The sequence below is a fragment of the Halomonas sp. M20 genome, from assembly GCF_020622265.1.
In the GTDB taxonomy this organism is placed as follows: domain Bacteria; phylum Pseudomonadota; class Gammaproteobacteria; order Pseudomonadales; family Halomonadaceae; genus Modicisalibacter.
On the sequence record NZ_JACNMQ010000003.1, the window covers coordinates 82715 to 100544 of the forward strand.

The following is a 17830-nucleotide window of genomic DNA, read 5'->3' on the forward strand; positions in this document are numbered from 1 at the left end:
CCCACGTCATCGCCTCATGCTCCCTGCATCGTCTCATTCAGCTCGATTCCCCGCAGCAGACGCTCGGGTGAGATCAGCTGCAGGCAATGGGTATGTCCCAGCGGACACTCGCGTTTGAAGCAGGGCGAGCAGGTGAGCGCCAGGGTGTGAATGCTGGCATTGCCCGTCAGCGGCGGCGTATAGCGCGGCGTGGATGAGCCATAAACCGCTTGCACATGGGTACCCACCGCTGCCGCCACATGCATCAGCCCTGAGTCGTTGGTCACCACCTGACGGCAGTCCGCTAGCAGGTCCACCGCATCCACCAGCTGCGTCTTGCCGCAGAGATTGTGGGCATGAGCAAGACCCTCGGTAATCGTCTCCCCGGCGGCCACATCCTTGGGGCCGCCCAGCACACGAATCGCATAGCCATCACTCACCAACTGTTCCGCCAGATGCCGAAAATGCGCAAGCGGCCACTGCTTGGCGGGGCCGTATTCCGCACCGGGCATCATGCCGATGGCGGGCCGTTCGCTTAGCTCATGGGTCGACTTCAGCGTTGCCAGATTGGCGCTGCTCGTTTCGAGACGAGGCATGGGGATGGCAAAATCACCCTTGCGTGTTTCCGCCTCCGGCAGCCCCAGGGAGACGAAGCGCTTGACGGTTTGATCGAGCACCGTCTTGTCCAGTTTGCGGCGCTGGGTGAGCAGCACCAGGCGCTGCTCACCGGTGAAGCCGGTGCGCTTGGGTATGCGCGCCAGAAAAGGCACCAGCGCCGATTTCCAGGAGCGTGGCAGTACGATGGCGTGATCGAAGCGCCCCTCGAGGTTGCGAGCCACCTGACGCCGAACGCCCCATCCGAACTGCCCATGTTTTACGTCCAGGGCGATTGCCTCATCGACCTCGGCCATGCGTGCCAGAATCGGCTGTGACCAGACAGGGGCCAGCACCCCAATGTGGCAACCCGGATGACGCGCCTTGAGCGTCTTGAATAGGCTCTGGGCCATGACCATATCGCCGACCCAGGAAGGTCCCACCACCAGAATACGCTCACCGTTTGGCTGTTTCGAATCAGCCATTCAGCCATTCCAGGTAGGCGCCCACCCCTTCCGCCACGGTCTTGAACTCGGCGTCGTAACCCACTTCCCGCAAGCGCGAAATATCCGCCCGAGTGTAGCTTTGGTAGCGGCCCTTGAGTTCCTCCGGGAAATCGATGTACTCGATCTGGCCCTTGATCCCCTGGGTGCGGTCGTAATAAGCAATCACACTGTCGGCGATGGCCTTGAACGGCTCGGCCCGGCCGGTGCCCAGGTTGAAGATGCCCGAGTGCTCCGGATGATCGAGAAACCAGAGATTGACCGCGACCGCATCGCCTACGTAGACGAAATCTCGGCTCTGCATACCGGCATCGAATCCGTCCCAGGCACCGAATAGACGCGGATTCTGCCCTTGCCCCACCTGGGTGTGGTGGTGATAGGCGACGCTTGCCATCTTGCCCTTGTGCTGTTCCCGAGGGCCGTAGACGTTGAAGTAGCGAAAGCCCACCACCTGGCTGGTCAGGTGATGCCAGTGCTGGCGTACATACTGATCGAAGAGCAGTTTGGAGTAGCCGTAGACATTGAGGGGCTTTTCGTACTCCGGCGCTTCGAAAAAGACATCGCTACCGCCATAGGTGGCTGCGGATGAGGCATAGAGCAGTGGAATGCCGCGCCGCTGGCATAGGTGAAACAGCACCTTGGAGTACTCGAAGTTGTTTTCGAGCATGAACTTGCCGTCCCACTCCGTGGTGTCGGAACAGGCACCTTCGTGAAAGATTGCCTCGATGGGCGGTAGGCGTTCGCTGGTATCGCCACGCAATTCCCCCTTGGCCCGACGCAGGAACTCATGCTTATCCAGATAGTCCCCCAAACTGCAGTCGGCCAGGTTGACGAACTTGGTGCCATCGGTCAGGTCGTCGACCACCAACACATCCTGGTGACCTCTCGCATTGAGCGCCTTGACCAGATTGGCGCCAATGAAACCGGCACCGCCTGTCACTACGATCATGGTTCGCCCTCTTTGTCCTGTTTTGCTCTTGTTTGTCGCCAAGCCATTTCGGCGTCGCGGCTATAACCCCTAGGCTGCTGATTGTATACTTGACGGCTCATGAATTCATGGCCAATGGTGCTTCACCAATGACACAGTCGCCCTCCGACGTGCAAACCTTTCAGGGCCTGATTCTCGCCCTGCAGCAGTACTGGGCCGAGCAAGGCTGCGTGATCCTGCAGCCACTGGATATGGAAGTCGGTGCCGGCACCTTTCATCCGGCAACCTTCCTGCGCTCCATCGGTCCCGAGAACTGGAACGCCGCTTATGTTCAGCCTTCAAGGCGCCCCACCGACGGCCGCTATGGCGAAAACCCCAATCGCTTGCAGCATTACTATCAGTTTCAAGTCGTCATGAAGCCCTCCCCGGAAGACTTTCAGGAACGTTACCTGGGCTCCCTGAAGCGGCTGGGCCTCGATCCACTGACTCACGACATCCGTTTCGTCGAGGACAACTGGGAATCGCCGACCCTGGGCGCCTGGGGGTTGGGTTGGGAAATCTGGCTCAACGGCATGGAAGTCACTCAGTTCACCTACTTCCAGCAGGCCGGCGGACTCGAATGCTACCCGGTGACCGGCGAGTTGACCTACGGCCTGGAGCGCATCGCCATGTATCTTCAGGACGTCGATAGCGTCTACGACCTGGTATGGGCCATCGCGCCGGATGGTACTCGGGTCAGCTACGGCGACGTCTATCTGCAAAACGAGCGCGAGCAGTCCACCTACAACTTCGAACACGCCAATGTCGACGCCCTGTTTGCCCAGTTCGATCATCTCGAAGGTGAGTGCGGCAAGCTGCTCGAGGCCGGACTGCCCCTCCCCGCCTACGAGATGGTGCTCAAGGCATCACACACTTTCAATCTGCTCGATGCGCGCCACGCGATCTCGGTCACCGAGCGTCAGCGCTATATCTTGCGGGTCCGCGCCCTGGCCCGGGATGTCGCCCAGGCGTATTACCAATCCCGCAAGATGGCTGGCTTCCCCATGGCCAGTGATGCTTTGCGTCGGGAGTTATTGGCCGAAGAACCGCTTACCGAAAAGGGAGATGTGTGAGGATGGCTTCCAATACCCTACTTGTCGAATTAGGTGTCGAGGAGCTTCCTCCAGGTGCCATCGATGCGCTGTCGGATGCGTTCGCCGCAAACATCGCCGAAGGCCTACGTGAGGCAGAGGTTGGCTTCGATCAGGTACACGCCTATGCAACCCCCCGCCGCCTGGCAGTACAGATAAGCGCTCTTGAAGACAGGCAGCCGGATCGAGAAATCGAGCGTCGTGGCCCGGCGCTTGGCGCCGCCTTCAAGGAGGGCGAACCGACCAAGGCCGCAGTGGGATTTGCTCGCTCCTGCGGTGTCGAGGTCGATCAGCTGATACAGCTTGAAACCGATAAAGGCACTTGGCTCGGCTATCGTTTCACCCAAAATGGCGAAACGGTTGATGCACTCCTCCCGGAAATTATAGCCAAGGCCGTCGCCGCCCTGCCGGTGCCCAAGTACATGCGCTGGGGCGCTTCGCGAATCGAATTCTCCCGACCGGTTCATTGGCTGGTCGTACTCTATGGCCGCGATGTCGTCGAAACTCGCGTGCTTGGCCTTGATGCTGGACGCGACACCCGTGGCCATCGCTTTCATGCTCCGGAGCCAATCGCATTGGCCCATGCGGAGGACTACCTGAGCGCTCTGGAAGGCGCCTACGTGCTTGCGAACCGGGAGCACCGGCGAGAGCGCATTCGCAGCCAAGTGCTTGCACAGGCAGAAACCCTGAACGCCACAGCGGTCATTGACGAGACATTGCTTGTCGAGGTCAGCGGTCTGGTGGAATGGCCCGTGGCCCTGGCAGGGAGCTTCGATGCGCGGTTTCTCGAGGTGCCCGCGGAATGCCTCGTGTCATCGATGAAGGCCAACCAGAAATATTTTCACCTGCTGGATGACGCCGGCAAGCTCAAGCCGGCGTTCATCACTATTGCCAATATCGATAGCCGCGATCCGCGTCAGGTCATCGAAGGTAACGAAAAAGTCATTCGCCCCCGCCTGGCGGATGCCGTCTTCTTCTATGAAGCCGATCTCGGCCGTAGCCTTGCTTCCCGTCGGGATGGTTTGGCAGACGTGACTTTTCAGCATCAGCTTGGATCACTGGCGGACAAGAGCGATCGCAACGAGGCGCTGGCTAGAACTATCGCCGAGCGCATCGGTGGTAACAGCGAGCATGCCGGGCGTGCCGCCCAGCTGGCCAAGTGCGATCTCGTCACGGAGATGGTGCTGGAATTCCCCGAGTTGCAGGGCATCATGGGCTATTACTATGCCCAGCATGATGGCGAACCTGATGCGGTCGCCCAGGCGCTGCAGGAGCAGTACCTGCCCCGCTTTGCCAGCGATCAAATACCGCAGACGGCCACCGGCCAGGCACTGGCCCTGGCGGATCGTCTGGACACGCTGATCGGCATCTTCGGCATCGGCCAACGCCCTAGCGGCACCAAGGACCCCTTTGCCCTACGTCGTGCTGCCATCGGCGTACTCAACATTCTGGTCAAGGCTGAACTCGATCTCGACCTGCGCGTACTGCTCGAACAGGCTGCGACACAATATCAGGCACTACCGCAAGCCGAGGGTGTGGTCGAGGACGTGCTCGATTATATGCTCGATCGTTTCCGGGCCTGGGCCCAGGAGGAAGGTATTGCCGTAGAGGTCTATCTGGCGGTACGCGCTCGCCCTGTCACTCGACCTCTGGACTTTGCCCGTCGAATGCGAGCCGTACAAGCCTTCAGCCAGCGTGAAGAAGCCACGGCGCTTGCAGCGGCTAACAAGCGCGTCACTAACATTCTTACCAAGCAAGGCCATGACCAGGAAAGCGTAGTGCCGGTCGATTCACGGCTGCTTCAGGAACCTGCGGAGCAGGCACTGGAAAAGGCCCTGGAAGAGCGTCGCGAATTGACGGCTCCGCTGCTTGCCGAGGCTCGCTACCGTGAAGCGCTGGATGCCTTGGCTGCGCTTAGGGAACCTGTCGACACCTTCTTCGATGAGGTCATGGTCATGACGGAGAATGAGGCTGTCCGCAGCAATCGGCTGGTCTTGCTGGCTAAACTGCAAGGACTGTTTCTCGAAGTGGCGGATATCGGTCAGCTTCAATAACCCGATTGACAGAAACGACAGCTTTTTAGGCATGAGGGTCAGCAACCGCGCTGGCCCTTTTTTATTGCGTCTCCAAATCCGTTGCATGTTTCACGTGAAACATGCAACGGAGGTTTCCTCAATCCATGCTAACGCGCAAATCGTAAAATCAAGTTATTCTTTATCGACAACCTTAAACTAAAATTCGGCATCCCTAATACAACAAGGAAGTTAATATGATAGGAAACCATTTGCTTGGAATCATCGGCTTTATACTAATTGCACTGGCAACCTACGACGCCATTCAAACCACCCTTTCCGCATCGAATTCAGGACCACTAACCAATCGCTTCATCAACTGTATCGGAGAAATTTTTCTCACGATTCATCGTCGCCGAAAAAGCCATGCCATGCTTAACGCCTTAGGCCCGTGGATTACGGTTTTGCTCATTATCCTTTGGGTGAGCCTTGCCTGGCTTGGTTGGTTCCTGCTCTTTTGCAGCGTTCCCTATGCAGTCGTCAACTCTACAACCATGATGATGGCAACAGCTCTGGAGCGCTTCTATTTCATCGGCTATACGATTTCAACACTGGGCTATGGCGACTATGTGCCCGGCGATAACTTCTGGCGCTTTCTGTCCGCTCTAGCTGCAGCCAATGGATTGTTTCTATTCACCTTGGCGGTTACTTATATTGTCCCGGTTGTATCGGCCACGGTACAAAAGCGCCAATGCGCTTTATCTATCAGTGCCCTAGGCCATAGTCCACTGCATATCATTAAAACCACGCATCATGGAGAGAGCTTTCCGGGATTGGCGAATCAACTCGTTTCTTTGCAAGGCTCGATTACCACATTGGGGCAGCAGCATTTAGCGTATCCAATATTGCATTATTACCATAGCCGGCACTCTATAAGTGCGCTACCCGTTGCTCTTGCAAGGCTCTATCAGGCGTTGCTAATCATCGAATATGCCTGCCCACGATTGGACCCGGCAACTCGATTGCAAATTTCCCTTACCCTGGATTCGATCCATCAGTTTCTAGATACACTCCACACAGCGTTTATTTATCCTTCGCAGCATGAGCCCTCTTTACCTGATCTCCTGCCCTATGCAGAGCTTCCCTGCTTTGATAAAACTGCTGAAAAAATTCATGATCATCTCAGCAGCCAGTCTCGACAAAAGCTACTGCTTTGCTATAACTACAAGGATGGTTGGGATTGGGAAGATGTATGGAACTCCAAGGATACTTGAACCCTCCTTACCCATCCCCTTTCTTTGGCAATTACTGAAGTATAGTTGGACTCGGTGTTTCACGTGAAACACCGAGCCAGTATATTTTCCCTTCCCGACCATAGAATGCATCGCTTATGCCCACTGCTGATACAAAAAAATTGATCATCCTGGATCGAGACGGCGTAATAAACGAAGACTCTGACTGCTACATCAAGTCCTTGGAAGAGTGGAAGCCTTACCCTAAGGCAATTGACGCCATTGCACGCCTGACCAAACAAGGCTGGACGATTGCCATAGCGACGAACCAGTCCGGCATTGCCAGGGGCTACTTTACCGAACACACTCTTTCACAAATACATGAAGCAATGCGTTGTCAGGTTGAATCCGCTGGAGGTCATATTGCACAAATAGCCTATTGTCCACATGGGCCACAGGACGGGTGCAGTTGTCGTAAGCCACAACCCGGTTTACTCGAACAAATTCGCTGCTCACTAGGCATGGAAAACCTTCATGCTGCCTGGCTGGTAGGGGATAGCTTACGCGATATACAGGCAGGTGCCGCAATGGGATGCCAATTAGTGTTGGTACGCACCGGTAAGGGCATGATCGCTCAGGAAAAAGAGCTACCTACTGGTACACAGGTGTATGATGACCTGGAAAAGTTTGCTAACTTTTTACTTTCCGCATGATTCGCTTTGCACATGCAGATTTAACTTTTAAAAAAACCCGGCCTGTAGAGGCCGGGTTCTTGTTTGTACACAAAGTTCAAGATACGACAATCTTTTATGAATCGTGATGTTTCACGTGAAACGTTAGACGTCGAGATTGGCAACAAGAGCATTCTGTTCGATAAAGAAACGACGCGGCTCGACTTCATCGCCCATCAGCGTGTTGAACATCATATCGGCTGCAACGGCGTCTTCGATCGTGACACGCAACATACGGCGAGTCTCAGGATCCATGGTGGTTTCCCATAGTTGCTCCGGATTCATCTCACCCAAGCCCTTGTAGCGCTGTATGGATAGGCCTCGCTGCGCCTCAAGCATGAGCCATTCAAGCGCCTCGTAAAAGGTTCTAACAGGCTTACTGCGCTCTCCGCGGGCAATATAAGCGCCTTCCTCAAGCAGGCCGTTCAATTCCTCGCCCAATGCCACCATGGCACGATAATCGGCACTGCGGAAGAAATCCACGTCCCAGACATAATCCGTAGTCACACCATGAGCAGTAATCGCAACACCTGGCAGATAGATGCCCCGTTCGGTATCTTCATGCAGCTGGAAAACATGCCGCGGGCCGCCCTCATGCGCTATCAGTGAGTCCATTTCATCTTGCAGAGACTCGATCCAGTTCTGCATGGTAACGGAGTCTGGAAGGCTGGTTTCACTATCAAGCGTTGCAGCATGTACGATCTTGCGTAATACCTCACGTGGATATACGCGAGATAAGCGGTCTATGCGCTTCATGACATCGCGATATTGGCCCACCAGAGATTCTAACTGGTTTTCAGCGATACCCGGGGCATCCGCATTGACATGAAGCCTGCCGCCATCCAGAGCCGTATTGGTCAAATAATCAATTAGCGCCTGTTCATCCTTGAGATACATTTCCTGCTTGCCACGCTTGATCTTGTACAAGGGTGGCTGGGCGATGAACACATGGCCTCGTTCTATTAGTTCAGGCATCTGACGGAAAAAGAACGTCAGCAGCAGAGTACGGATGTGCGAGCCGTCTACATCCGCATCCGTCATGATGATGATCGAATGATAGCGCAGCTTGTCTGGGTTGAACTCCTGACGGCCGATACCGCAGCCGAGTGCTGTAATCAGCGTTCCGACTTCCGCAGAAGAGAGCATCTTGTCGAAACGTGCTTTTTCCACATTGAGAATCTTACCCTTCAGAGGCAGGATGGCTTGGGTCCGACGATCACGCCCCTGCTTGGCGCTACCACCGGCCGAATCACCCTCGACCAGATAAAGCTCAGATAGACTAGGGTCCTTTTCCTGACAATCGGCAAGCTTGCCGGGCAGGCCGGCAATATCCAGCGCGCCTTTTCTCCGGGTCATCTCGCGAGCTTTGCGCGCCGCTTCCCTCGCACGCGCCGCATCCAGCATCTTGTTGACGATGGACTTGGCTTCATTTGGCCGTTCAATCAGGTAGTCAGAAAGCTGTCGCCCCAGCTCCTGTTCAACGGCAGTCTTGACCTCCGAGGAAACGAGCTTTTCCTTGGTCTGTGATGAGAACTTGGGATCCGGCACCTTAACCGAGATAATGGCAGTCAAGCCTTCCCGCGCATCATCACCCGAAGTATTGACCTTTGCTTTCTTGAGAAGGCCTTCGGCTTCGATGTAATGATTGAGCGAGCGCGTCAGCGCAGCACGAAAACCTGCCAAGTGCGTTCCGCCATCGCGCTGCGGTATGTTGTTGGTATAACAGAAGATATTTTCTGAGTAGGTATCATTCCACTGCATTGCCACTTCAACGCCAATACCATCATCGCGTTGAGTGTTGAAATGAAAAACCGGATTAAGCGCTGTCTTGTTTGTATTGAGGTGATCTACGAAGGCCTTTAACCCTCCCTCGTAGTGGAACAACTCTTCCCGTGCACTGCGCTCATCAATTAGACGAATGGCAACACCGGAGTTCAAAAAGGAGAGCTCACGAAGGCGTTTTGCCAAAATATCGTAGTGAAATTCAATATTGGCAAACGTCTGAGGGGAAGGGCGAAAGTGCACCCGAGTGCCGCTTTTCTCAGTTTGCCCAACGATGGCTAGTGGCGATTCAGGTACGCCGTGTCGATAGATTTGTTCATGCATCTCACCGGCCCGCCAGACGGTCAGTTTAAGCTCTTCTGAAAGCGCGTTGACCACTGAAACGCCTACGCCATGAAGCCCGCCGGATACCTTATAGGAGTTATCGTCGAACTTACCCCCGGCGTGGAGAACCGTCATGATGACTTCCGCGGCAGACACTCCTTCTTCGGAGTGTATATCAGTAGGAATACCACGACCATTGTCACTTACCGTCACCGATTCGTCTGGATGTATAACCACCCTTATTTCACTGCAGTGACCAGCCAATGCCTCGTCGATAGAGTTATCCACAAGCTCGAATACCATATGATGCAATCCGGTACCATCGTCGGTGTCCCCGATGTACATGCCGGGGCGTTTGCGTACCGCATCTAGGCCTTTAAGAACCTTAATACTCGATGAATCGTAAGCCTGTTCGCTCATTGGCTACTCCACTTGGATACAATCTATGCTTGAACTGTCAATTGGCCATGTTTCACGTGAAACATGGTAATAGATGTCGCTTTCTGCCATAACCCTAGTAGCGACTCATACTCGACACTTGTTATAAATACTTGACACTGCATCTTCTCAAGCCATTTACAAAAGACATGTCGATGATGCCTATCAAGCTCGGCTGGCAGGTCATCTATCAAATAGATGCAGCGTCGTCCGGTGACGGCCTCGAGCAAACGCCCTTGGGCTAACTTCAAAGCGCTTACCACGAGTTTTTGCTGCCCTCTGGAGAGCACTTCCTTGGCAGGGCGCCGATCGATATGGATGCGCAGGTCTGCTCGTTGCGGCCCTTGCTGTGTGAAACCCATTTGACGGTCGCTTTCATGGCTATTATGCAGTACTTCTGAATAGGAGCGCTTATGATCCCACCCCCTGAAATAGCGAAGGGTCAATTCAACACCATCCAGCGGCAACAACTCATCGAGAGTTTCTTCAAAGATAGGTAAGAAACTCTTCATATAGTCGTGGCGTAGAATATCAAGCTGTACACCATAATGCGCTAATTCTCGATCCCATACTGCAAGAGCTTGACGATCCATTTTAGCATGTCTCAGCAACGCATTCCGATGTTTCAGAGCCCGCCGCACACGCCGCCAGATATCGAAAAACTCATGTTTCACATGAAACACTCCCCAATCAAAGAACTCTCGACGGAAAGCAGGAGACCCTTCGAGTAGTCGAAACGTATCTGGATTGATCAACTGCAGCGGGAGTGTTTCTGCTAACTGGGCAATGCGTGTTACTGGCGCCCCGGCCAAACGGATAGTGGATTCTGATACGGAACGTTCACGCCGTATGCCTACAGGAAGAGGAGGATCGCCTTCTAGTCGACCATGTAGCACCAGCGCATCCTCATCATGCTTGATGGCATGCTTAAGCTGCTGCGTTCGAAAGGAGCGACCCAAGCCTAGTATATGTATGCCTTCCAGCAAACTTGTCTTGCCGCTGCCATTGTCACCAATGATAAGATTGACACCGTCACAGGGACGTATGTCCAGAGGCTGAAGGTTACGTAGGCCTTGAAAGGTTAAGCGATCGAGAGACATCGATAAGGCACCCCACGATAACACAAGTACCATGTTATCGCGGTGTAATAGACAAGTGGCTTTTAGAGACGCATGGGCATGACGACATATAACGCGTCACCGCCACCTGGCTCCTCCAGAATGGCGCTGCTGTTAGGGTCAGAGAGCGTTATCTGAACACGATCTTCATCTAGAACGCTGAGTACATCGATTAAATAGCCGACGTTGAAGCCGATCTCCATGGTATTACCATCATATTCGATAGCGATGTTCTCCTCGGCCTCTTCCTGCTCGGGATTATTGGCCATCACTCTCAAATTGCCGTTTTCAAGATGAAGGCGTATACCGCGATACTTCTCATTAGATAGAATCGAGGTTCTGGACAATACCTGGCGAAGTTCCGCACGCTCCGCAATGATGGCCTTGTCGCCACCCTTGGGTATCACACGATCGTAATCCGGGAACTTGCCATCCACCAGCTTCGAGGTAAACGTGTAATCGCCGGTATGCGCACGTAGATGGTTGGCGCCCAGTGTCAGTTGAACGGGTTCGTCACTACCATCCAGCAGCCGTGAGAGTTCGAGAATACCTTTACGTGGAACAATCAGTTTTTGTGATGGCTCAACGCTGATATCCGTGGAGCGTGCGCAGACTGCCAGGCGATGCCCATCCGTCGCGACGCTACGAATGATGTTCTGCCCTAACTCAAGCAACATGCCATTGAGGTAATAACGAACATCCTGTTGTGCCATGGCAAAGGCCGTGGCATCTATCAAGTATTTGAGAGTACCCCGTGGCAGGCTGAACTCCTGATTACCTTGATCGCTTTCGATGCTTGGAAATTCGGCTACCGGGAGCGTGGACAGCGTGAACCGGGAGCGACCGCATCGCAGTACGGCACGACCGTCTTCCACACTGAAGGTAATATCCGATTGCTCAGGCAGGGATTTACAGATATCCATGAGTTTACGTGCAGGAACCGTGATCGACCCTGATTCGTCAACGCTCGAGGGTTCCGCGCGACCAATCAGTTCGACCTCGAGATCCGTACCGGTCAAGGCCACTTGCGTTCCTTGAACGTGTATGAGTACGTTGGATAGAACAGGCAGTGTTTGACGCCGCTCGACGACGCCTGCAACCAATGTTAGAGGCCTCAAGAAGGCCTCTCGGGAGATGGAAAATTTCATGGTAACTCTACTCTTCTCCTGATTGTTTCATGGCGGCAAAGGCAATGGCCGATGGAGTTGGCGTTTTCAACTTGTCAGTGAACGCAACAAATTCTTGTAGTCTTCACGTATATCCGCGCTCTCTTCTTGCAGCGTCTTGATTTTACGGCAAGCATGCAACACGGTCGTATGATCCCGCCCGCCAAACGCATCACCAATCTCCGGTAAGCTGTGATTGGTCAACTCCTTGGCCAAGGCCATCGCAACCTGACGCGGCCTTGCCACCGAGCGAGAACGCCGTTTCGAAAGCAGATCGGCAATTTTGATCTTGTAATATTCCGCTACGGTACGTTGAATATTATCAACGCTTACCTGTTTGTCCTGAAGCGCCAACAAGTCCTTGAGCGACTCTCTGATAAAGTCTTGAGTAATCGGCTTGCCCATGAAGTGAGAATCGGCAATGACTTTCTTCAATGCGCCTTCCAGTTCACGAACATTCGAACGAATCTTCTGAGCGATAAAGAAGGCGGCATCATGAGGCAGGTCGACCTTAGCCTGATCTGCCTTCTTCATCAAAATGGCAACTCGTGTCTCGAGTTCAGGTGGCTCTATCGCAACGGTCAAACCCCAACCAAAACGCGATTTGAGCCGCTCTTCAACGCCGCTGATCTCCTTCGGATAACGATCGGAGGTCAGGATCATCTGTTGACCGCCCTCCAGCAAGGCATTGAACGTGTGGAAGAACTCTTCCTGGGAACGCTCTTTACCCGCAAAAAACTGGATATCGTCGATGAGCAAGGCGTCGACACTACGATAAAAACGCTTGAAATCATTGATCGCATTGAGCTGCAGCGCCTTGACCATGTCCGCTACGAAGCGCTCAGAGTGAAGATAGATTACGGTGGCATTGTCACGCAGCGACGCAAGCTGGTTACCTACCGCATGCATCAAGTGGGTCTTGCCCAAGCCCACTCCGCCATACAGGAAAAGAGGGTTGTACGCGCCACCAGGGTTCTCGGAAACCTGTCGAGAAGCAGCGCGTGCCAATTGATTCGACTTCCCCTCCACAAAAGTGTCGAAGGTAAAATTGGGATTAAGGCCGCTCTGATGCTTAAGACTTCCTTCGACCTGTACTTGTCTGGCACCGCCTCGCCCCTCGCGCCGTGGGACCTCATTCGACTGTTCGCCTTCCCGCCTTTCGGTGCGATCGGTTTTTGACGAAGTATGTACCGCAGGCGCCGAGGGTTTGGAAGGACGGTCAGCGGAAACAGGGTTGCCCAATTCGCGGGTCTGCGGTTTATTCGCGACACGGCGGCTACCCACAGAAAGGGATACCTTCGGTGATTTCGAAGGTGACAATTCTCGCATCAACTCATTGATACGCTTCATATATTTATCATTCACCCAATCGCGAACGAACCGATTAGGCGCTAACAAACTCAATTCGTTGGACTCTCCATCTTCTGCCTGGAGAGGTCGAATCCAGGTATTGAATTGCTGAGAGCTCAATTCGTCTTGTAAGTAATTTAGACACTGCTGCCAAAGCGCGAGCGACACACGACCTCACTGTCCAGATTGCAAATGGGTCGATAGTGTACCCCTCAGGCAGCTAGTTATCCACACAGAGAATACGACGCCATCCTGTGGATAACGCTGCGAAAAAGGAGAGAGGTAACCTGTTTTAAAAGATGTGTATAAAGCGTAGCTGTGTATAAATGCTTTTTTGCGCACAGCGTTACCCACTTACCATACAGCGGTTTGAAACGTTTACTCCACAACTATAATAACCTTATATATTATTGAAAATAAAAGTTAAAAATTACTTATCCACAAATATTATGCACAGCATTAATAACAACATTAATAAGTAAAGACCTATATTACTATTACATCCGCTGGAAACGTTGACGACGTGTATGAAACTGGGTTCGTTCGGTGGCGCTGGCATGAGCATCGTCGATAAACACAAGCGTTCTTATGTCGCTGTGGACAAGCAACGGAAAAATTGCACAAAGCGTATGAATTCACTAGAATCCTCGCTCTTGAAAAAAATTCGCCTGAACGTCTCTTGCCACGTTCAGGCACACTTATGATCACCAGTTCACTCAATTACGTGGGAAGCAGCTGATATGAAACGTACTTTTCAACCAAGCGTGCTCAAGCGCAAACGTGTACATGGCTTTCGTGCACGTATGGCAACCAAAAATGGACGTCAAGTACTGGCCCGTCGACGCGCCAAGGGTCGTAAGCGCCTGAGCGCCTGAGCGCCGGTCTCTACGCATGTCTTGTCAGACGTTTCCTCGAGCACTGCGTCTTTTAACCGCTGGGGATTATCGACATGTCTTCAACGGCGCTGAGTACAAGGTTCATGGTAAAGGGCTACTAGCGTTAGCCCGTCACAATTCGCTGGGTCATGCCCGAATAGGCCTTGTATTCAGCAAGAAGAATGTTCGCCGCGCTGTTGATCGCAATCGTCTAAAGCGTTTTGTCCGTGAGTCTATCCGTCTCCAGCAACACCGCCTTCCATCGGTGGACGTTGTGCTACTAGCTCGACGCGGCGTCAATGATCTAGACAATGCTATGGTGCAGCGTCAGCTTCACGGCATGTGGCGGCGCTTGGAAAAAGAAGCAAATCGTCGCTCAAGCGCCATTTCGCCGTAATATCGAGACAGACTAGCGCTTTGTTATGCACAACACCTCACAAAGTGAGGTTCGGCCAAGACTGACAGTGCTTGGCATGTGCCTCCACCCTATTTGGGCAGATCCCTCATGGATGTAAAACGACTACTTCTGCTGATTCCACTCGCGGTGCTTGCCTACCTGTTGGTTGTTCAGTGGAATCAGGATTACGGTCAGCTCGGTGAACAACCTGGTTCGCCCGCCGTTAGTGAATCACAGCGTGGTAGTACCTCAGGGGATGGTGCCCAGGGCCAAGAGGGTCTGGCTGCCCCCGCCACCAATGCTGATGCCCCTGCGGATAACGCGATGCCAGAAAATACTGCTGCGAACAACCGCAGAAGTCTGGTTAGCGTCACCACCGACGTACTTGATGTGCGCATCGACCCGCAAGGCGGTGATATCGTTTATGCGGCACTACTCAATCACCAGTACAGCCTGGATTCAGAGCAGCCGTTCGTTCTGCTGTCAGACAATAATATGCGCAGCTATGTTGCCAAGTCCGGGATACAGCTGGAAGGCAACACCGGGCGTATCAACTTTACGCCTGAAAAAACGTCCTACCGCCTTGATCAGGAAGACAAATCGTTGAGCGTCAACTTGACCGCCACGGTCAATGGTGTCGATGTAATCAAACGCTTCACCTTCCATGAAGACAATTATGCGGTTGATGTGTCCTATCATCTGGTTAATGGCAGTGATGCGCCGGTGACCGCACGCTTCATCGGTCAATTGGCACGGGATGGGAGTCCTGATCCATCCTCAGGTGGTGGTGTCGGCATGAGTTCCTACCTGGGTGCCGCCTACTCTTCGCCGGACAACCATTACGAAAAGATCGATTTCGACGACATACAGGAAGGCGCGTTCAAGAATCGCGACGTGGAGGGCGGCTGGGTTGCCATGATCCAGCACTACTTCACTTCCGCCTGGGCGCCGCTGCAGAACCAGCAAAATCTTTATTACGCCACTACCGATTCGAAAGGACGGAATGTCGCGGCTTTTGCGGGCCCGACGGAGAGTATTTCCCCGGGTGGAGAAGCCGATCTCGAGGCCACACTGTACATGGGGCCCAAGATTCAGGAACGTCTAGAGGGTGTAGCCCCCTACCTCGAACTGACGGTGGACTTCGGCTGGCTTTGGTTCCTGGCCAACCCTCTGTTCTGGCTGCTCGACAAGATCCACGACCTACTCGGCAACTGGGGCTGGTCGATCGTGATGTTGACGGTAATCGTCAAGATCGTGTTGTTCCCCCTTTCGGCCACCGCCTACAAGTCGATGGCGAAGATGCGCAAGCTCGGCCCCGAGATGCAGCGCATCAAGGAGCAGCACGGCAGCGACCGCCAGAAGATGTCTCAGGAGATGATGAAGTTTTACCAGAAGGAGAAGATCAATCCTCTGGGAGGCTGCCTGCCAATCCTGATTCAGATGCCGGTCTTCATCGCCCTGTACTGGATGCTGATGGAATCCGTAGAGCTACGCCATGCCCCCTTCATTCTGTGGATCGAGGATCTATCGATGAAGGATCCCTACTTCGTGCTACCTATCTTGATGGGTATCTCGATGTTCGTCCAACAGCTGCTCAACCCGACACCTCCGGACCCCATGCAGGCCAAGATCATGAAGATGCTACCGATCATCTTCACTTTCTTCTTCCTGTGGTTCCCGGCGGGCCTGGTAATCTACTGGATCGTCAACAACACGATCTCCATCATTCAACAGTGGATCATCACGCGTAAGATCGAGAGCGATCCTTCGACGGGTAAGAGTACTCCCGCGAAGTAAGCATTCACTTTCATTCAACCAGCCCTCTTCTTACCCTGAGGGCTGGTACTTTTCTCATCCCCACATCATCCTTCGCTTTTCTCTCAAAGGTCATCCCATGGGTGATAGCCTGCTTTATACACAGGACACCATCGCCGCCTTGGCGACTCCCTCTGGACGCGGCGGTGTCAGCATCATTCGCCTCTCAGGCCCTGCCTGTGCCGTTATCGCCGAAACAGTACTGGGTGGGATCCCCGAGCCGCGTCATGCTTGCTACGGCCCATTCATGGCGGATGAGGGGCGCGCGCTCGATGAAGGGATCGCACTGTACTTTCCAGGGCCGCACTCTTTTACCGGCGAAGACGTACTCGAGCTGCAAGGCCATGGCGGACCGGTAATCATGGATCTATTGCTGGCTCGCTGCGTCGAGCTTGGCGCCAGGCTCGCTCGTCCGGGGGAATTCTCCGAGCGCGCCTTTCTCAACGACAAGCTCGATCTAGCTCAGGCCGAGGCGATTGCCGATCTGATCGATGCCAATTCCCAGGCGGCGGCAGAGAATGCGCTGCGCTCCCTGCAAGGAGAATTTTCTCGCCGTGTGGAAGCACTCGTGGAGCAATTGATACAGTTGCGCCTTTATGTCGAGGCGGCCATCGACTTCCCGGATGAAGAGATTGATTTTCTTGCCGACGGCAAAGTCGCCGTACGGTTGGCAAGCATTTACTCCGCCTTGAAAGCCGTGTGTAGCGCTGCAAGTCAGGGGGCGTTGATCCGGGAAGGAATGAACGTAGTGATTGCTGGGCGTCCCAACGCCGGCAAATCAAGCCTGCTCAACGCCCTGACCGAGCAGGATACCGCTATCGTCACCGCTGTCGAAGGTACAACCCGGGATGTACTGCGCGAGCATATTCATCTGGATGGCATGCCACTGCACATCATCGACACGGCGGGGCTTCGCGATACCCCGGATGCCGTGGAACAGATTGGCGTCGCTCGAGCCTGGGCCGAGATCGAAAAAGCGGATCGTGTGTTATTGCTGGTGGATGCTGCCACTACCGATGCGCTGGATCCCATGATGATCTGGCCTGAATTCGTTGCACGCCTGCCTGATCCTGGGCGCCTCACACTGGTCCGCAACAAGATCGATACCAGTCACGAACCTGCAGGCCTCGATGACACCACGATGCCACCGACATTGCGTCTGTCGGCTAAGACCGGGGCGGGAATGGAGAGTTTGAAAGAACATCTGAAAACCATCATGGGTTACAGCGCCACCACGGAAGGACGCTTCTCCGCACGTCGCCGTCATCTGGATGCCTTGAAGCGCGCGGAGTTAGCGCTTACTAATGGTTCAGCACAGCTACAAGGTCATGGCGCCGGCGAACTACTCGCTGAAGATCTGCGTGAAGCACAGCAAGCTCTTGGAGAGATAACCGGCGAATTCAGTGCCGACGATCTGCTGGGCAAGATCTTCGGGGAGTTCTGCATCGGTAAATAA

14 protein-coding genes are annotated in these 17830 nt (G+C 53.9%); 8 read left to right on the plus strand and 6 right to left on the minus strand.

Features of this window, described 5'->3' with window-relative positions:
• Nucleotides 1–14: 14 nt before the first annotated feature.
• Both waaF and rfaD read right to left on the minus strand, forming a co-directional pair.
• Nucleotides 15–1058, minus strand: a complete 1044-nt coding sequence (gene waaF / locus H7850_RS09285; protein ID WP_227369257.1) for a lipopolysaccharide heptosyltransferase II — start codon at nt 1056–1058, stop codon at nt 15–17.
• Nucleotides 1051–2025, minus strand: coding sequence for an ADP-glyceromanno-heptose 6-epimerase (gene rfaD / locus H7850_RS09290; RefSeq protein ID WP_227369258.1), 975 nt, complete (start codon nt 2023–2025; stop codon nt 1051–1053). The genes waaF and rfaD overlap by 8 nt, the downstream gene beginning before the upstream one ends.
• 128 nt (nt 2026–2153) lie before the next feature.
• On the opposite strand from rfaD, the gene glyQ reads away from it, so the two are divergent.
• The 4 genes from glyQ (at nt 2154) to gmhB (ending at nt 7091) form a co-directional block, all read left to right on the plus strand.
• The gene (gene glyQ, locus H7850_RS09295) at nt 2154–3116 is read left to right on the plus strand and encodes a glycine--tRNA ligase subunit alpha (RefSeq protein WP_227369259.1); all 963 of its coding nucleotides are present in this window, start codon (nt 2154–2156) and stop codon (nt 3114–3116) included.
• A gap of 2 nt (nt 3117–3118) precedes the next feature.
• Entirely contained in the window at nt 3119–5188 is a 2070-nt protein-coding gene (gene glyS, locus H7850_RS09300; RefSeq protein ID WP_227369260.1) for a glycine--tRNA ligase subunit beta, read from the plus strand.
• A gap of 215 nt (nt 5189–5403) precedes the next feature.
• The gene (locus tag H7850_RS09305) at nt 5404–6420 is read left to right on the plus strand and encodes a potassium channel family protein (protein WP_227369261.1); all 1017 of its coding nucleotides are present in this window, start codon (nt 5404–5406) and stop codon (nt 6418–6420) included.
• Between the two features lie 116 nt (nt 6421–6536).
• Nucleotides 6537–7091: a D-glycero-beta-D-manno-heptose 1,7-bisphosphate 7-phosphatase gene (gene gmhB / locus H7850_RS09310; RefSeq protein ID WP_227369262.1), complete on the plus strand. Its 555-nt coding sequence runs from the start codon at nt 6537–6539 to the stop codon at nt 7089–7091.
• A 123-nt stretch (nt 7092–7214) separates the two neighbouring features.
• Here gmhB and gyrB read toward each other — a convergent pair whose 3' ends face one another.
• The 4 genes from gyrB to dnaA all read right to left on the minus strand — a co-directional run bounded on the left by gyrB (nt 7215) and on the right by dnaA (nt 13455).
• Entirely contained in the window at nt 7215–9635 is a 2421-nt protein-coding gene (gene gyrB / locus H7850_RS09315) for a DNA topoisomerase (ATP-hydrolyzing) subunit B (protein ID WP_227369263.1), read from the minus strand.
• 23 nt (nt 9636–9658) lie between these two features.
• Nucleotides 9659–10753: a DNA replication/repair protein RecF gene (recF, locus tag H7850_RS09320; RefSeq protein ID WP_227369264.1), complete on the minus strand. Its 1095-nt coding sequence runs from the start codon at nt 10751–10753 to the stop codon at nt 9659–9661.
• Between the two features lie 62 nt (nt 10754–10815).
• The gene (dnaN, locus tag H7850_RS09325; protein ID WP_227369265.1) at nt 10816–11919 is read right to left on the minus strand and encodes a DNA polymerase III subunit beta; all 1104 of its coding nucleotides are present in this window, start codon (nt 11917–11919) and stop codon (nt 10816–10818) included.
• Nucleotides 11920–11985: 66 nt separating this feature from the next.
• Nucleotides 11986–13455: a chromosomal replication initiator protein DnaA gene (gene dnaA, locus H7850_RS09330; RefSeq protein WP_227369266.1), complete on the minus strand. Its 1470-nt coding sequence runs from the start codon at nt 13453–13455 to the stop codon at nt 11986–11988.
• Nucleotides 13456–14027: 572 nt separating this feature from the next.
• On the opposite strand from dnaA, the gene rpmH reads away from it, so the two are divergent.
• From rpmH to mnmE, 4 genes are all read left to right on the plus strand, one after another.
• Nucleotides 14028–14162, plus strand: a complete 135-nt coding sequence (rpmH, locus tag H7850_RS09335; RefSeq protein WP_011508608.1) for a 50S ribosomal protein L34 — start codon at nt 14028–14030, stop codon at nt 14160–14162.
• A 16-nt stretch (nt 14163–14178) separates the two neighbouring features.
• Nucleotides 14179–14559, plus strand: a complete 381-nt coding sequence (rnpA, locus tag H7850_RS09340) for a ribonuclease P protein component (RefSeq protein ID WP_227369267.1) — start codon at nt 14179–14181, stop codon at nt 14557–14559.
• Nucleotides 14560–14667: 108 nt separating this feature from the next.
• Nucleotides 14668–16356 (plus strand): membrane protein insertase YidC, encoded by a 1689-nt coding sequence (yidC, locus tag H7850_RS09345; protein WP_227369268.1) that lies wholly within the window; start codon nt 14668–14670, stop codon nt 16354–16356.
• 97 nt (nt 16357–16453) lie between these two features.
• The gene (gene mnmE / locus H7850_RS09350; protein ID WP_227369269.1) at nt 16454–17830 is read left to right on the plus strand and encodes a tRNA uridine-5-carboxymethylaminomethyl(34) synthesis GTPase MnmE; all 1377 of its coding nucleotides are present in this window, start codon (nt 16454–16456) and stop codon (nt 17828–17830) included.

What these genes read in the sequence shown, in the direction of transcription:
- waaF (WP_227369257.1), bottom strand. Translation starts at nt 1,058, where the DNA reads ATGGCTGATTCGAAACAGCCAAACGGTGAGCGTATTCTGGTGGTGGGA.
- rfaD (WP_227369258.1), bottom strand. Translation starts at nt 2,025, where the DNA reads ATGATCGTAGTGACAGGCGGTGCCGGTTTCATTGGCGCCAATCTGGTC.
- glyQ (WP_227369259.1), top strand. Translation starts at nt 2,154, where the DNA reads ATGACACAGTCGCCCTCCGACGTGCAAACCTTTCAGGGCCTGATTCTC.
- glyS (WP_227369260.1), top strand. Translation starts at nt 3,119, where the DNA reads ATGGCTTCCAATACCCTACTTGTCGAATTAGGTGTCGAGGAGCTTCCT.
- H7850_RS09305 (WP_227369261.1), top strand. Translation starts at nt 5,404, where the DNA reads ATGATAGGAAACCATTTGCTTGGAATCATCGGCTTTATACTAATTGCA.
- gmhB (WP_227369262.1), top strand. Translation starts at nt 6,537, where the DNA reads ATGCCCACTGCTGATACAAAAAAATTGATCATCCTGGATCGAGACGGC.
- gyrB (WP_227369263.1), bottom strand. Translation starts at nt 9,635, where the DNA reads ATGAGCGAACAGGCTTACGATTCATCGAGTATTAAGGTTCTTAAAGGC.
- recF (WP_227369264.1), bottom strand. Translation starts at nt 10,753, where the DNA reads ATGTCTCTCGATCGCTTAACCTTTCAAGGCCTACGTAACCTTCAGCCT.
- dnaN (WP_227369265.1), bottom strand. Translation starts at nt 11,919, where the DNA reads ATGAAATTTTCCATCTCCCGAGAGGCCTTCTTGAGGCCTCTAACATTG.
- rpmH (WP_011508608.1), top strand. Translation starts at nt 14,028, where the DNA reads ATGAAACGTACTTTTCAACCAAGCGTGCTCAAGCGCAAACGTGTACAT.
- rnpA (WP_227369267.1), top strand. Translation starts at nt 14,179, where the DNA reads ATGTCTTGTCAGACGTTTCCTCGAGCACTGCGTCTTTTAACCGCTGGG.
- yidC (WP_227369268.1), top strand. Translation starts at nt 14,668, where the DNA reads ATGGATGTAAAACGACTACTTCTGCTGATTCCACTCGCGGTGCTTGCC.
- mnmE (WP_227369269.1), top strand. Translation starts at nt 16,454, where the DNA reads ATGGGTGATAGCCTGCTTTATACACAGGACACCATCGCCGCCTTGGCG.